Annotated in this window: 12 protein-coding genes and 1 pseudogene; 11 read left to right on the top strand and 2 right to left on the bottom strand. The window is 42.8% G+C overall.

Features of this window, described 5'->3' with window-relative positions; all coding sequences use genetic code 11:
- The 8 genes and pseudogenes from JMW90_RS14095 to JMW90_RS10530 all read left to right on the top strand — a co-directional run.
- Positions 1–101, top strand: a pseudogene (locus JMW90_RS14095) (IS30 family transposase); the annotation flags it as partial.
- Between the two features lie 46 nt (positions 102–147).
- Complete coding sequence (locus JMW90_RS10500) at positions 148–876, top strand: MotA/TolQ/ExbB proton channel family protein (RefSeq protein ID WP_201563958.1); 729 nt, start codon at positions 148–150, stop codon at positions 874–876.
- 106 nt (positions 877–982) lie between these two features.
- Complete coding sequence (locus JMW90_RS10505) at positions 983–1,414, top strand: ExbD/TolR family protein (RefSeq protein ID WP_011280589.1); 432 nt, start codon at positions 983–985, stop codon at positions 1,412–1,414.
- Between the two features lie 274 nt (positions 1,415–1,688).
- Positions 1,689–3,476 (top strand): lipid A export permease/ATP-binding protein MsbA, encoded by a 1,788-nt coding sequence (msbA, locus tag JMW90_RS10510; protein WP_201563960.1) that lies wholly within the window; start codon positions 1,689–1,691, stop codon positions 3,474–3,476.
- 9 nt (positions 3,477–3,485) lie between these two features.
- Positions 3,486–4,610, top strand: a complete 1,125-nt coding sequence (lpxK, locus tag JMW90_RS10515; protein ID WP_201563962.1) for a tetraacyldisaccharide 4'-kinase — start codon at positions 3,486–3,488, stop codon at positions 4,608–4,610.
- A gap of 43 nt (positions 4,611–4,653) precedes the next feature.
- On the top strand, positions 4,654–5,460 hold the full coding sequence (gene kdsB, locus JMW90_RS10520; RefSeq protein WP_201563964.1) for a 3-deoxy-manno-octulosonate cytidylyltransferase: 807 nt from the start codon (positions 4,654–4,656) through the stop codon (positions 5,458–5,460).
- A gap of 94 nt (positions 5,461–5,554) precedes the next feature.
- Positions 5,555–6,655, top strand: a complete 1,101-nt coding sequence (locus JMW90_RS10525) for a DNA polymerase III subunit delta' (protein WP_201564053.1) — start codon at positions 5,555–5,557, stop codon at positions 6,653–6,655.
- Positions 6,656–6,783: 128 nt separating this feature from the next.
- Positions 6,784–7,131: a PilZ domain-containing protein gene (locus JMW90_RS10530; protein ID WP_201563966.1), complete on the top strand. Its 348-nt coding sequence runs from the start codon at positions 6,784–6,786 to the stop codon at positions 7,129–7,131.
- Between the two features lie 282 nt (positions 7,132–7,413).
- On the opposite strand, the gene ppk2 is transcribed toward JMW90_RS10530, so the two are convergent.
- Both ppk2 and JMW90_RS10540 read right to left on the bottom strand, forming a co-directional pair.
- On the bottom strand, positions 7,414–8,493 hold the full coding sequence (gene ppk2 / locus JMW90_RS10535; protein WP_265089240.1) for a polyphosphate kinase 2: 1,080 nt from the start codon (positions 8,491–8,493) through the stop codon (positions 7,414–7,416).
- 195 nt (positions 8,494–8,688) lie between these two features.
- Positions 8,689–10,353, bottom strand: coding sequence for an acetyl-CoA C-acetyltransferase (locus JMW90_RS10540; RefSeq protein ID WP_201563968.1), 1,665 nt, complete (start codon positions 10,351–10,353; stop codon positions 8,689–8,691).
- Between the two features lie 594 nt (positions 10,354–10,947).
- Between JMW90_RS10540 and JMW90_RS10545 the strand changes: the two genes are divergently transcribed.
- The 3 genes from JMW90_RS10545 (at position 10,948) to JMW90_RS10555 (ending at position 14,214) form a co-directional block, all read left to right on the top strand.
- On the top strand, positions 10,948–12,348 hold the full coding sequence (locus tag JMW90_RS10545) for a 3-oxoacyl-ACP reductase (protein WP_201563970.1): 1,401 nt from the start codon (positions 10,948–10,950) through the stop codon (positions 12,346–12,348).
- A 329-nt stretch (positions 12,349–12,677) separates the two neighbouring features.
- The gene (locus tag JMW90_RS10550; RefSeq protein WP_201563972.1) at positions 12,678–13,595 is read left to right on the top strand and encodes a MaoC family dehydratase; all 918 of its coding nucleotides are present in this window, start codon (positions 12,678–12,680) and stop codon (positions 13,593–13,595) included.
- A 52-nt stretch (positions 13,596–13,647) separates the two neighbouring features.
- Complete coding sequence (locus tag JMW90_RS10555; RefSeq protein ID WP_201563974.1) at positions 13,648–14,214, top strand: protein tyrosine phosphatase family protein; 567 nt, start codon at positions 13,648–13,650, stop codon at positions 14,212–14,214.
- The last annotated feature ends 279 nt before the right edge of the window (positions 14,215–14,493 follow it).

The raw sequence follows: 14,493 nt of genomic DNA on the forward strand, positions 1-14,493 counted from the left end.
GTGATGATGAGATACAGCACATTGAGAACAAACTAAACAACAGACCGAGAAAACGGCTGGGATTCAAGACGCCCAATCAGGTGTTCTATAATATCAATTAGCGTTGCACTTGGTGTGTTAATCTAAGAAATATGAAAGAGAGTTCGTATGTGGGAGTTGGTAAAAGCGGGTGGTTGGCTGATGACACCTATCGTGTTGTGCTCTATTTTGGCATTAGTGATTATTATAGAGCGTAGTCATACTTTACAGTTTAACAAAGTTGCCCCAAATAGATTGCGTGAGCAGCTGATAACACGTCTTCGTGAAAATGGCGATATTGGTCGTACGCAGCTAATGAATGTCAAAGAAAAGACAGCATTGGGTGATATCCTAGCGACGGGTTTGCTTTATCGTCAATACGGCTTAGAGTCGATGACGATGCATATGCAAAACCGCGCCAGTGTACAGGTGCATCAATTAGAAAAAAACATCAATATGCTTGGTACGATCGGAGCGATTGCGCCTCTGCTTGGCTTATTGGGTACGGTACTAGGTATTATCTCTTCGTTTTTGGCCATTACTGATGGCGCCATGCAAGACCCGACGATGCTTGCTGCAGGGGTGTCGCAAGCCCTGATTACCACAGCAGCTGGTATGATAGTTGCTATCCCAGCGCTGGTAGCCTATCGATATTTCCAGCGCCGTATCATCGATATCAATGCACAGTTTGAAACCCAAGCAGGACTGATGGTTCAAGAGCTGTATGACTATCAATTGTTAGAGCATAATTATGCGCTCAATACGCCTGTGCAAAATATAGTGGTTGATGATTTTGTAGAAGGCGAGCGTTCAATTGATGGCTTAGGTTTAGATAAAGCCGCGACCGCTATTTTATAGTTATTTTTTTGAGTATCCTTTACATCAAGATATTAGCGTTATGAGAATCATGTATCGAGCACATGAGCATTGAGTGTCGAATATCAAGTATATTGAAGAGAGTGATATGCGCTTTAGAAAACCGACTGTTGAGCCGCTTGAAATTAATCTGACCCCGATGATTGATTGTTTATTATTTTTAATCGTGTTTTTGCTACTGGCAACCTCATTCAATCACTTTAGCCGCTTAAACATTATTTTGCCTGAAGCTGAAGGGGTGGCGCTGACTGAAGACAAAAACAGTATCGAGGTAGCTGTGCAAGAAGATGGCAGCTATTTGGTCAATGGTATTACCCTTGCCAGTAGCAATGAAGCGGAACTCACCAGTATTTTGCAGCAAGAGGCGGGCAGTAATCGTGATATGCTGTTTGTGATTGCCGCCGATGCCAACGCCACGCATCAGTCAGTGGTAAGGGTCATGGATATCGCTGGAAAATTGGGCTTTTTAAATATAAACATCAGTACCGTTGTGCCACTTGGTCAGGCATTACCGCAATAAATCTGAGTGGTGCTATAGTGAGTTTATTACAAAAGTGTTATAGCGCTATTGGTATGAATTTTGCGCAGCCTCTGGGAACGGCAGCACGCCAGTAAAATTTATACCAATAGCGCGTTTAGATTTTCATAACATTTTTATTTTCATCTGACTATATAGACTGCTCTAAGTATTAAGCGCTATCACTTTTTTATGGTCATATACCTCATACATCACTACACGTTACTGCTTTATCAGTGCCATTTACTCTTGTTCTTATACCTAAATTGAGGCTTTTATGAGCCAAGCTTATCAACCTGACTCTACAAAAACTTCTGCTAAAATAGCAACAGCAGCGACGTTGAATCTGCCTAAAAGCAAGACCCTCATGCGTTTATTGGCTTATTTAAAACCATACTGGTGGGCAATATTGCTTACCATTATTGGTTTTGCTATCAATGCCGCAACCGAGATTTGGATTGCCAGATTATTACAGTACATCACCGATGCCATCAATCAGAATGACCAAAGTAAGCAAGATTTATTTCCGTTTATTATTGTGATGTTGTTCTTTGTGCGCGGTGTGGGCAGCTTTTTGGGTAATTACTATACGGCATTGGTGTCACGAAATTTGGTCTATGAGCTACGGGTAGAGGTGTTTAATAAGCTGCTGCGTCTGCCAAGCTCGTTCTATTTGGCCAATCCGGCAGGGACGATTTCATCGAAGCTTATTTTTGATGTTGAACAGGTGACCGCTGCTAGCACCGATTCGATGAAAACGTTATTACGTGACGGTCTGACCGTGGTTGCCTTGATGGGCTTTTTGCTTTATAGCAACTGGCGTTTGACGTTGATTTTATTTGTCGTGCTGCCACCGATTTTATGGCTTATCCGTGTGGCGTCAAAGCGTTATCTGAAGCTTTCCAAAGGCATCCAGGAAACGATGGGGGATGTCAGTCATATCACCAATGAAGTCATCAATGGCTATCAGGTCGTCAAGAATTATGGCGGACAAGCCTACGAATCTAAACGCTTTGATATAACGTCTAAGAAAAACCTTCGCCAAGGCATGAAAGTGGTTGTCACCAATAGTATCAATACCCCAGCGGTACAGTTATTGATGGCGATAGCAATGGCAGTGGTGGTTTGGTTAGCACTACGTCCTGCGGTCATAGACGATATCTCAGCAGGTCAGTTTATCTCTTATATCGCTGCGGCGGGACTCTTGAGTAAGCCTGTGCGTTCATTGACGGATGTCAATCAAAAGCTGCAAAAAGGGCTTGCGGCCGGCGAGTCGATATTTGCTTTATTAGATGAGCCGGAAGAGGAAGACACTGGTGTGCTTAGTCCTGCTTTGGCAGGTGAGATTAAACTGGATAACGTCAGCTTGGTTTATCCAGACTCAACCGTGGCACTACGTAACTTTAATTTGGATATACGTGCAGGTGAGACAGTGGCGCTCGTTGGACGTAGTGGCGCAGGTAAGTCATCTTTAGTCAATTTGCTCACGCGTACGTTAACCACTTCTTCAGGGCAGATTACACTAGACGGTATGCCCATCGAAGACATTAAGCTCGAAAGCTTGCGTGCTCAGATTGCGATGGTCAATCAGCAAGTGGTGCTTTTTAATACCACCGTTTTTAATAATATTGCTTATGGCAGTTTGGCTCACAAAACACCAGCTGAAGTTGAGCAAGCAGCAAAAGATGCCTTTGCTCATGACTTTATTATGCAAATGCCAAAGGGTTATCAAAGTGAAATCGGTGCTGAAGGTCTGCAGCTCTCTGGCGGTCAGCGTCAGCGTTTATCGATTGCACGTGCTCTGCTAAAAGATGCGCCAATTCTGATATTGGATGAAGCCACCAGTGCTTTGGATAATGAGTCGGAGTACTACATTCAAAAAGCGCTTGATAATATTATGAGAAATCGCACGACACTGGTTATTGCGCACCGATTGACGACGATTGAGTCCGCTGATCGCATAGCTGTACTAGATGGTGGTCAGATTGTTGAGCTTGGCACTCATGCTGAGCTGATGCAATTGCATGGTCATTATGCGCAGATGTATGCGCGTGATTTTGAGTAATTATGAGTCATGAATATTGAAACGACTATAACGCGTGCATGGCAACGTCAAGCCATTTGGCTTTGGTTACTGCTGCCTATTAGTTGGCTATATGCACTGCTGATGCTACTGCGCCGTCAAGCTTATACGTCAGGTGTTTTTGCCAGTTACCGTGCGCCTATTCCAGTCATGGTCATCGGTAATATCACTGTGGGTGGCAGCGGAAAGACACCACTGATCATTGCTTTGGTCCGTCATTTACAGCAGCAAGGTATAAAAGTAGGGGTCATTAGCCGTGGTTATGGTGGCGATAGCAGCCAGATGCCAGCATTGGTTAATACAAAGAGCGTCCCTAATGTCGTCGGTGATGAGCCATGCCTCATTGTCAATATGACAGGGGCTGCAATGGCCGTATGTCCGAATCGTCAGCAAGCGATTGCTATTTTGCTAGAGGCTTATCCTGACCTACAATTGATTATCGCTGATGATGGCTTACAGCATTATGCACTGCAACGTGATATCGAATGGGTGGTGGTAGATGCGGCGCGAGGGTTTGGTAATAAACAGTTGCTACCGGCAGGGTTTTTACGTGAACCCATATCACGCCTAAAGGATGCAAATGTCATTTATCATAAAAAGCCAAACGCATCATCAATACATAATGAATATGACTCTGTAGCTGAGCGTTTAACGATGCACCTAAAGCCAGATGATTTGGCACTGTTATGGTCAGGTCATGATCAAATAGGTGGTTTTATAATAAAGGCTATGCCACCTGAGAAAGGCACTCAGGTACACGCGGTAAGTGGTATTGGCTATCCTCAGCGTTTTTTTGATACTTTAATATCGATTGGCTTCGATGTCGATGGTCATGCTTATCCTGATCATTATGATTTTAGTTTATCTGAGCTTTTACAATATACGGAGCATCCTATTATTGTAACCAGTAAAGATGCCGTGAAAATAAGCACTTTGATAATGCAAGCGACTGTCCATCAAACGCTGAGTGATGAGTATAGAAAGCTGCTCAGTAGATTATGGGTATTGCCAGTAACAGCAGTACTATCCGATAGTTGCTATCACCAATTACAGCAGCAATTAAAAGCTGTGAATATTGCTATGAATAGCAGAAATCCCGGAAGAGCAAACGTCTAAAGCTTATAATTAAAAACTTTGGATAATTTTTTAGGAATCAATCATGTCATCAGCCCTTATGCCTGTCAAAACTCATATTGTCATTCCCGCACGGCTCAAAAGTACGCGATTACCTGACAAGCCATTGTTAAATATTCATGGTAAACCTATGATACTTTGGGTGGCTGAAAAAGCGCAATTAGCAGATTTTGCTGATGATATGTGTATTGCTACTGACGATGAGACGATTGCCAAAATTTGTACGGATGCAGGCTTTGATGTGGTGATGACTAGTAGCGAGCACGCTTCAGGTACTGATCGTTTGGCTGAAGTGGCTGCTATTAAAGGCTGGTCCGCGCATGATATTGTGGTCAATATGCAAGGTGATGAGCCACTGGTGCCGCCGCTATTGTTAGAGCAAGTCAAAGCATTGTTGGTCCAAGATACTGATAGCGTGATGGCAACCTTATGTGAACCGATTGAAGACTACGATACTTTTATGCGTCCATCGGTCGTCAAAGTGGTCAGTCAGACTTCTAATAGCCTGCAGCGGGCACTTTATTTTAGTCGGGCAGCGATTCCTTGCGACCGTGATGTCGTATTAGCAACTGACAGTAATAAACAGCCACCAAAAAATGCCTTTCGACATTTAGGGCTATACGCTTATCGCGTCAGTCTATTACAGAAGTTTGTCCATTGGCCACAAACGCCGCTTGAGATACTAGAGAGTCTAGAGCAATTACGGGTGTTGGAAAATGGTGGACATATTGCGATTGCTAAAGCTGCCTGCCCATTACCAGCAGGTGTTGATACACAAGAAGATTTGGATCGCTTGAATGCCATGAGTTTGTCAGCTTTCAAACATAGCTGATATCAAATAGCCTAAGTAAAAATAACATGGTTTTTGGTTAAGTACTAAATTATTATTCCTTATTCAAAAGTATTGAGCGATGGCTATGAGTGACATGACAGATGATATTTATTTTGCACCGCTATTACCATGGCAACACGGACTTTGGTCGCAGCTGACAATGCGAGTATCAACGCCGCAGCAGTCTTTGCCTCACGCGCTATTGGCAGCTGGTATGCAAGGCATGGGCAAGCGTGCTTTTGTATGGCGTTTGGTCGCATGGTTATTATGCCGCACGCGTGATGAGCATCCACTCGGCGCTTGCGGTCATTGTGAGAGCTGCCAATGGCTCAGATCGGGTACGCATCCGAGCTTACAAGTTTTACCAATCGTCAGTATGCCAGTCAGTGCTGATAGTGCTCATCATAAAGAAGCGGCCAGCAGCACGGCTAAAGAAAAAAAATCTGCCAAAGCAGCTAGTAACGCAGCGCTAAAAATAAAAGTCGATGATATCCGTGCCTTACAGCCTTTTATTTATCAAGGTGGACAAGGTATGCGGATTTGTGTGCTCGATCATGCTGAAAAAATGACGATTGCTGCCGCCAATGCGCTACTTAAAACCTTAGAAGAACCACAATCACAAGTGTATTTATTATTGATTAGTGATGTACCTGCGCAGTTGCTACCGACGATTAAAAGCCGCGTTCAGCAACTGGCATTACAAACGATAGACCGGGCTATTTCATTAGACTATGTAACCGAGACGTTGGGTAGTACAGCCAATCGTGAGGCGGTTGGTACGGATGCGATTAAGCAGCTCATACAATTAGCGAATGGCGCACCTTTAGCGGCAATAGCGCTTGCTCAGGCGTCGTGGTATAGCAAGCGTGCGCTGTGGCTCACGACATGGCAGGCATTACGTAGTGGCAAGCGTAGTAGCGTGGCAGCAAGCGATTATTGGCAAACACAGCTCAGTATCGCAGAATTTATCGAGCTGTCTGAACTCATGATAATCGATATGCGCCGTGTTGGTGTGGGCTTTGGAGCACAGCAAAAAGACATTAATTTTTTGACAGCTTTGAACGATTACAAACCCATCGATACTGCGTTAGAGGCATTTGCGCATAGTTTGCAACAGACAAAAATAGCGCTACAACAAAATGTGCAAGAAAAATTTGCCTATGATAAGCTGATGCAAGAGTTGGCTGATTTATAACAGTTAGCAAACCCAAAAAATACAATTAGCGGTGTCAAATTCATGTTTAAAATTTATGGTTTGCGCTCAAATACTATTAACGATGTATTGGAAAATACAGTAAACCTCATTGATAAAGGAAGCTGACTATGGCAATGCCAGGACGTGGCGGGATTTTAACCTGTCATATTGAAAGTATGGAGATGTTATATGCAAGCTATCTATCCTTTGTTACCAATGGCGCGTTGTTTGTGTCCTCTGAGCGAGTACAGAAACTGGGTGATGAAGTTTTTATTGCCGTGACTTTGCCCAATTCTAGCGAGCGTCTACCCATGAATGGCAAGGTAGTTTGGGTTAATTCCAAAGCCCAAAGTGGTCGACCAGCAGGTTTTGCCGTACAGATTGGCACTGATATGTCTGGACTCAGAATCAAAAATGAAGTCGAACGTTTATTGGCGGGTAAGATTGATAGCTTACAGTCTACTTATACCATGTAGCTTCTATATTTGGCAGCAATAACAACCATACAGGTAGTAGTCAGTATCATAATAACCAGATAATAAAAAAAGCCTTATGAATTCATAAGGCTTTTTTTATTATCTGTAATCTCCAGGCAATATATAGTCAAAATACTCTAAAAACGCTACGGTACTGCTGGTACAAATTTTTTCCAGTCTCTGTCTGCATTGTCTGCATTGTCTGCATGGGCACAGCAAGCAAGAAAAATTGATACCAGCAGTGCATAATGTGTCGATATGACTTTTCACTGACTATAACTGCTAATAACGCGGCGGTACATACATATCATCTGGGATAGGCTCGCGATAGTATTCATCATCGCGCTTGCGATCAGGCAGTTCTACTTCATCGCGCGGCACTTCTTTATAGGGAATTTGTTCGAGTAAATGGGCAATACAATTGAGACGCGCACGTTTCTTATTATTGCCCTCGACTACCCACCAGGGGGCTTCAGGAATATGGGTACGCTCAAACATGGTCTCTTTCGCCTTAGTGTAATCCTCCCAGCGTCGCCGTGACTGTAAGTCCATCGGCGAGAGTTTCCACTGCTTAAGCGGATCATGAATCCGGCTCATAAAGCGCGAATGTTGCTCACCATCAGTAATCGAAAACCAATATTTTACCAAACGAATGCCTGAGCGTACTAGCATGCGCTCAAACTCTGGTACTGACTGAAAAAACTCCTCGTACTGCGCATCGGTACAAAAACCCATCACTCGCTCAACGCCCCCGCGGTTATACCAGCTACGATCAAATAACACAATCTCGCCAGCCGCAGGTAAATGCGCCACATAACGCTGAAAATACCATTGTGATTGCTCACGTTCAGTAGGTGCGGGTAGAGCAGCAACTCGACACACACGAGGGTTTAATCGCTGAGTAATACGTTTAATAGCGCCACCTTTACCCGCAGAATCACGGCCTTCAAATATGACAACAATACGTTCACCGCGATCAACCACCCAATCTTGTAATTTGATGAGCTCGCGTTGCAAGCGCACCAACTCTTGAAAATAAGTACGCCGATCGAGCTTTTCTTGCTCAGTCATCTCACGGCCATCAAAACGAAAATCGCGCATATAATCATCAATCTCGTTTTCAAGCTCTTCATCATAGGTATCAATTAAGTCTTCATGCATTTTGCGACGCAACTCATCGTCAAAGACTTCTTTGTCGATACGTTCAACAATAATGGTCTGTTCTAGCTGGTTCTGATCACTGCGTTCTTCCGTTCTTAAAGGTTGGGGGTCAATCGTTAAGAATGTTTTTGTCACATTAAATTCCTCAGGGCTAAAAATGGCTTGCTTAAGCTTTTGTAACCAATACTTTATTATACCCATAAACATTACCTTTGATCGGCTAAATGGTTTTTTCAGAACCTTGTTATTAGAGCTTCCTTATAATAACAAATACAATCGACAAAAAAACACCCTTTAATTTATTAATTAAAGGGTGTTTTTATTGAAGTTGATGTGTTGGCTGAACGGATCAACCAGCGCACTTATTGCACATGGCTATTCTTGATATTTTTAAGATTACTTCTCTAGAATACAAGTCACACCTTGACCACCAGCAGCGCAGATAGAGATTAGCGCACGACCTGAACCTTTTTGATCTAATAGTTTTGCAGCAGTAGCTAGGATACGACCACCCGTTGCAGCAAATGGATGTCCGGCAGCAAGTGATGAGCCATTGACGTTTAACTTGCTACGATCGATAGAGCCTAGTGGCGCATCAAGACCTAAACGCTCTTGGCAGAAAGAGTCATCTTCCCATGCAGCAAGCGTTGACAATACTTGTGAGGCAAAAGCTTCATGGATTTCATAAAAATCGAAATCCTGTAACGTCAAACCAGCGCGCTCAAGCATACGTGGTACAGCATAAGCTGGTGCCATGAGCAAGCCTTCTGTATCGCCAGACTTACCAATGAAGTCGACAGCAGCTGTTTCTTGATGAACGATATATGCCAATGGTTTTAGGCCATGTGCTGCAGCCCACTCATCAGTACCCAATAGGATGCAAGATGCACCATCTGTTAACGGGGTAGAGTTAGCAGCGGTCATGGTTGGCTTAGCATTCTTTTTACCAAATACAGGCTTTAGCTTAGCAAGTTTTTCCAAAGTGGTGTCTGGACGCAAGTTATTATCACGGGTCAGACCTTTATATGGCGTAATTAGGTCATCAAAGAAACCTTCTTCATAAGCGCGTGCTAGGTTTTGATGACTGTTAAAGGCAAGTTCGTCTTGTGCTTCACGGCTGATGTTCCACTCAAGCGTGGTAATCGCTTGATGGTCACCCATTGATAAACCAGTACGTGGCTCACCATTTTTCGGGCTATCAAGCAAGTCTTTTGGATTTAGACCCATCAATGCTTTTAGGCGTTGTTTGTTGTTTTTAGCCGCGCCCAATTTGATCAATACTTTACGTAAGCCATCGCCGACCGCGATAGGAGCGTCAGAGGTTGTATCAACCCCGCCAGTAATGGCTGAATCAATAATGCCAAGGGCGATTTTATTGGCAGAGGCAAATGTTGCTTGCAAGCCAGTACCACAAGCTTGTGAGATATCATAAGTTGGAGTATGTGGGTTAAGCGCCGTGTTTAGTGTCGCTTCACGAGTTAGGTTGATGTCGCGGCTTAATTTCATAACGGCACCAGCCACCACTTCACCGACTTTTTCGTCTTGTAGATTAAAGCGCTCAATCAGACCATCTAACGCAGCCGTTAGCATATCAGTGTTGCTAACATCAGCGTATGAGCCGTTTGAGCGTGCAAATGGAATACGGTTACCGCCTAAGATAGCCACGCGATGCTGACCTGAGCTAGGCTTGGTCGTACTGGCTTTTTTAGCCGTGGTGTTTGTTTTCTTAGCAGGTGCCGCTTCAGGCTTTTTAGTCGCTTCTTTTTTCTCACTACTATTTTGTGCTGCATTTTCTTTAGATACGTTATCATCTTTAGTAGCAGTGGTTTCAGTGACTTTAGCTGGCGTTTCTTTTTTAGTGCTGGCAGCTTTTGGCTCTACTGCTTTGGTATCTGTTTTTTTAGCATCAGTGGCGTTTGATTTTACAGCAGTATCAGATACAGTCGGCTTACTTGCTTCTTCAGTGGCGGCTTTAGCAGTATCTGTAGTTTTTGCATCACTGGCTTTTACTACAGTGGTTTCGATAACAGGACTATCTGGATGATTGTTTTTGTTACTCATAATATTATCCTTAAAAAGTATGGGTAGAAGAAAAGGGAGATATCAATAAAAGAGACACTTAAAATATTTCTATCAAGCTCAAATTATCTTAAAAAAGTATGCATATATTATCATTTATTGCCGTACATATTACATAACATCGTCGCTTATCATAAGGCGCTTTTTATAGCCTTACTGTATATCTTTAGCAAACGCGGTGACGCTTAACTGTGGAGATTGCAGCATTTAAAGGGATAAATACAAGCTTTATAAACTGGCTAGTATTGATTAAAAGCATTGCATAACCGCGCGTTTGATAATATATTGTTATCAATAAATGAGTTTGCCATAACTTATAGGTCTGATTCTAGCACAAGCTAAGGCTTTTTGACGCTAGAAAAAATCACTATCTTGTATACTGGCTTGTTTACAGATTTTTGTAGACATTAGTGGCTTTTGGACTTGTTTAGCACGGACGTGTATAGTTAAAGCCGCTTTATACTTATTTACTAAATACTAATAATTTTTATCGATGACAATGACGATGAGCCTTTATAATAGGCGCATTGCATTTTTATTGACTATCATTTTACCCGTTAATTATAGGATTATATTATGTCAGACCGTTATGGTGATTTTGTTCAGTCTTCTATTGGCAAAAAAGTGGCGAAGAATTTAGGCTTGCCTATGCCAGTAGATCTTGATCGTTTTGATAGTGGTCAACCTTTGGTACGCGGTAGTGTATTGGTTGGTCGCGCTAATGGTGACGATAATGCAGTTAGTGCGTCAGTGGCTCGTATTTTGGCAGAACTTCACGCCGAGGTATTTGTGAACAGCCGCGATGACGTAAAAGATGCGCTCTCTGCTGCTGGCGTTAAAGCAAAAGCCAATACTGGTGGTGATGATAAATTCAAGGTTTTATTGTTTGATGCCAGTAATATCAGTAATGCTGATGAGCTTAAACAGATGTATGAATTCTTCCATACAGTCGCTCGCCGTGTAGAAAAATCGGGCCGAGTAATCGTGATTGGTCGTCCACCAGAAGCGTTGACTGATATCGAAGAAGCATTGGCTCAGCGTGCGCTTGAAGGGTTTGTGAAATCTGTCGGTAAAGAGTTTAAGCGCGGTATTACCGCACAGCTTATCTATGTTGAAGAAGGCGCAGAGCAAAACCTAGATTCAACGTTACGCTTTTTCACCTCAGCACGTTCAGCGTATGTTTCAGGACAGGTTGTACGTGTTAGTAAAGGTGACTCAGTTGATGTTGATTGGACACAACCTTTAGGCGGGAAAACCATGTTGGTCACTGGTGCAAGTCGCGGCATTGGTGAAGCAATCGCCCGTGTCTTAGCTCGTGAAGGCGCGCATGTGATTTGTTTGGATGTACCGCAGCAGCAAGCGGACTTGCAAAAAGTGGCTAGCGAGATCAGTGGTTCTGCTTTGACAGTAGATATCACCAGTGAAGAGGCAGGCGCAGAAATCGCAGAAGCGGCGAAAAAACGTGGTGGTCTAGATTCAATTGTCCATAACGCTGGCGTGACTCGTGATAAGACGCTTGCCAATATGGATGAGCAGAAGTGGGATATGGTTATCAATATCAACTTGGGCAGTATTGCCAAGCTTAACCGCTACTTGCTCGATAATGACGTGTTAAAAGACAACGCTCGTATTGTCTGTGTGTCATCGATCTCAGGTATCGCTGGTAACTTGGGTCAGACCAACTATGCGACCTCAAAAGCTGGTGTCATTGGTTTAGTCAATGCAACTGCCAAGCATTTAGAAGACAATGCAAAAGGCATGACGATCAACGCCGTTGCTCCAGGATTTATCGAAACACAAATGACTGAAGCGATTCCATTTGCCATTCGTGAAGCGGGTCGCCGTATGAACTCAATGAGCCAAGGTGGCTTACCAGTAGACGTCGCAGAAACCATCGCATGGTTTGCATCACCGGCTTCTGGTGGTCTAAATGGCAATACAGTTCGCGTTTGTGGTCAAAGCTTACTAGGCGCATAATCATCATAATGCCGAGTGACAGCTAGGTATCTGTGACCAGTAAAGTCTATGGTAAATAGCTGTTATTAACGATGACATGAAATTTACTTCACATATGCTTACGAAAAAATTGCTAATAAATTGTAATAAAGCTGCCCATGGGTGGCTTTTTTATGATAAAAACACAGTAACTGGAAATTAAATATTTTTTCGCTTTATTGGATTGCTGTTATGTTGATTAAAATTTACACTTATTTGATTGTTTGATCATACATTTTATTTCAATCAACAAATTTATAACTTTTTAGATGCAGCCATAAAATTTGCTCAAGCCCCACTTAGGATTTATTATGTCAGACAAACATTATGATGCGTTGCCAAAAGCGCATACCACTTACGCCAATATTGTCAAAAGTTTATTGCCTATCGGTAATAGTGGTAAAGTCAGTCGCGATCAGTTGCCGCAAGCGACTTATTATGTGGATGACTTGCACATCGAACAAAACAATCTAAACGACTATCGTAAAATTTGTGGCTTTGCTGATAACGGCAAAGTGCCTATTACGTATTTTTCTGTACTATCACAGACTTTGCAGATGAATATGATGGTCAAAGAGCCGTTTCCATTTGCCATGCTAGGTCTTGTACATGTGGATAATAGCGTCACCCAGTATCGTCCTATTGGTGAGGGTGAAACGGTTGCCATGTCAGTGACGTTTGATAATTTACGTGACCATGCTCAAGGTCAACAGTTTGATTTTGTGACTACTGTTAAATCAAAAGATGAGATTGTTTGGGAAGGGACATCTACGTATTTATCACGTGGCAAAAAACCTGCCAGCACTAAGGATAAAAAAAGCAGCCCGCGTCCAGTGACGGTTAAGCCAACAGTCAATGAAGAAGGCGTACATAGCATCTTTGAAGTACCAGAAGATATCGGTCGTCGTTATGCGTTTGTCTCTGGTGACTTTAACCTAATTCATCTACATCCACTATCAGCGCGTGCCTTTGGTTTTCCAAAAGCCATCGCTCATGGTATGTGGTCAAAAGCCAAGTGTTTGGCAATGATGGACGAGCTACCGGATGCCTGTACGGTTGAGGTGTCCTTTAAGCTGCCTATCTTTTTGCCATCTGAGGTAGAGCTTATCGCTGATCCGCTCGCGCAGTTAGAAAACGCAGAAGATACTTGCGAGTTCGGGTTATTCAGTGCTAAAAATGACAAGCCGCATCTTGCAGGAGTGATTACATTGCAGGATGAGAACAAATAAATCACGACATCCTTTATCTTAACCAGCATAGCTAACGAACAAATTTATAATTATGATTTTACCTGAAAATGCAAAAAGTATCGTGCCCTCTGATAACTCAGCCGTTATAGAACAAACAGCGGCTAATGATACCAATGACCATAAAGACATTGACGTTACTGTCTCTGATAATGGCATCAATCTAGCAACCATTTTTGAACCTTATTTTCGTCCTGATGAAAATACCATCGTGTGCGGCGCGCTTAATAATGAAAAGGTGACTGCATTGGCTGCCGCTGGGGTTGAATTGGTGCTTAACTTACAACCTGATGATGAATTGAGCTTTGATGAAAGAGCGGCTGTAGAGCGCGCAGGTATGCATTATGAGCAGTTGCCCATAAGCGGTACTCAAGATTTAAAGCAGCTTAAAATCTTGGCATTTGATAATATGTTGCGTCAATATCATGGCAAAAAAATAGCTATGCATTGTGGCTCTGGTAATCGCGTTGGTGCGGCAATGGCACTGCGCGCCGGTTGGTTACGTGGACGTAAAATGGATACGGCCATGGAACGTGGACGCAGTCATGGTTTGACTAAGCTTGCAGAAGAGGTTCATAATCGTTTATTAGTACCGCGTTAAATTATAAATATCTTTAGCAATAAAAAAGGCGACCATGGAGTTGCCTTTTTTATTGCTAAAGATATTTATAGATGCCTATTAGGCTGATAGCATGACGCATGACAGTGTTTAATATATAGTCAGGGAAAAGTAATATCGATATATCAAGTACTGCTGATATTCATTTTTCTTGCTTGCTGTGCCTACGTAGACAGAGGCTGCAAAAAATTTATACCAGCAGCACTGTAGGGTTTTTGAGATATTTTAACTGTAGATAGTCCCATAAATATAGAATCAAGT

Origin of the sequence: Psychrobacter glacincola (assembly GCF_904846215.1) — a bacterium.
In the GTDB taxonomy this organism is placed as follows: domain Bacteria; phylum Pseudomonadota; class Gammaproteobacteria; order Pseudomonadales; family Moraxellaceae; genus Psychrobacter; species Psychrobacter glacincola.

Coding starts and splice junctions, on each gene's coding strand:
- ppk2 (WP_265089240.1), bottom strand. CDS start 8,493: ATGGGTATAATAAAGTATTGGTTACAAAAGCTTAAGCAAGCCATTTTT.
- JMW90_RS10540 (WP_201563968.1), bottom strand. CDS start 10,353: ATGAGTAACAAAAACAATCATCCAGATAGTCCTGTTATCGAAACCACT.
- JMW90_RS10555 (WP_201563974.1), top strand. CDS start 13,648: ATGATTTTACCTGAAAATGCAAAAAGTATCGTGCCCTCTGATAACTCA.
- JMW90_RS10530 (WP_201563966.1), top strand. CDS start 6,784: ATGGCAATGCCAGGACGTGGCGGGATTTTAACCTGTCATATTGAAAGT.
- JMW90_RS10525 (WP_201564053.1), top strand. CDS start 5,555: ATGACAGATGATATTTATTTTGCACCGCTATTACCATGGCAACACGGA.
- msbA (WP_201563960.1), top strand. CDS start 1,689: ATGAGCCAAGCTTATCAACCTGACTCTACAAAAACTTCTGCTAAAATA.
- kdsB (WP_201563964.1), top strand. CDS start 4,654: ATGTCATCAGCCCTTATGCCTGTCAAAACTCATATTGTCATTCCCGCA.
- JMW90_RS10545 (WP_201563970.1), top strand. CDS start 10,948: ATGTCAGACCGTTATGGTGATTTTGTTCAGTCTTCTATTGGCAAAAAA.
- lpxK (WP_201563962.1), top strand. CDS start 3,486: ATGAATATTGAAACGACTATAACGCGTGCATGGCAACGTCAAGCCATT.
- JMW90_RS10550 (WP_201563972.1), top strand. CDS start 12,678: ATGTCAGACAAACATTATGATGCGTTGCCAAAAGCGCATACCACTTAC.
- JMW90_RS10505 (WP_011280589.1), top strand. CDS start 983: ATGCGCTTTAGAAAACCGACTGTTGAGCCGCTTGAAATTAATCTGACC.
- JMW90_RS10500 (WP_201563958.1), top strand. CDS start 148: ATGTGGGAGTTGGTAAAAGCGGGTGGTTGGCTGATGACACCTATCGTG.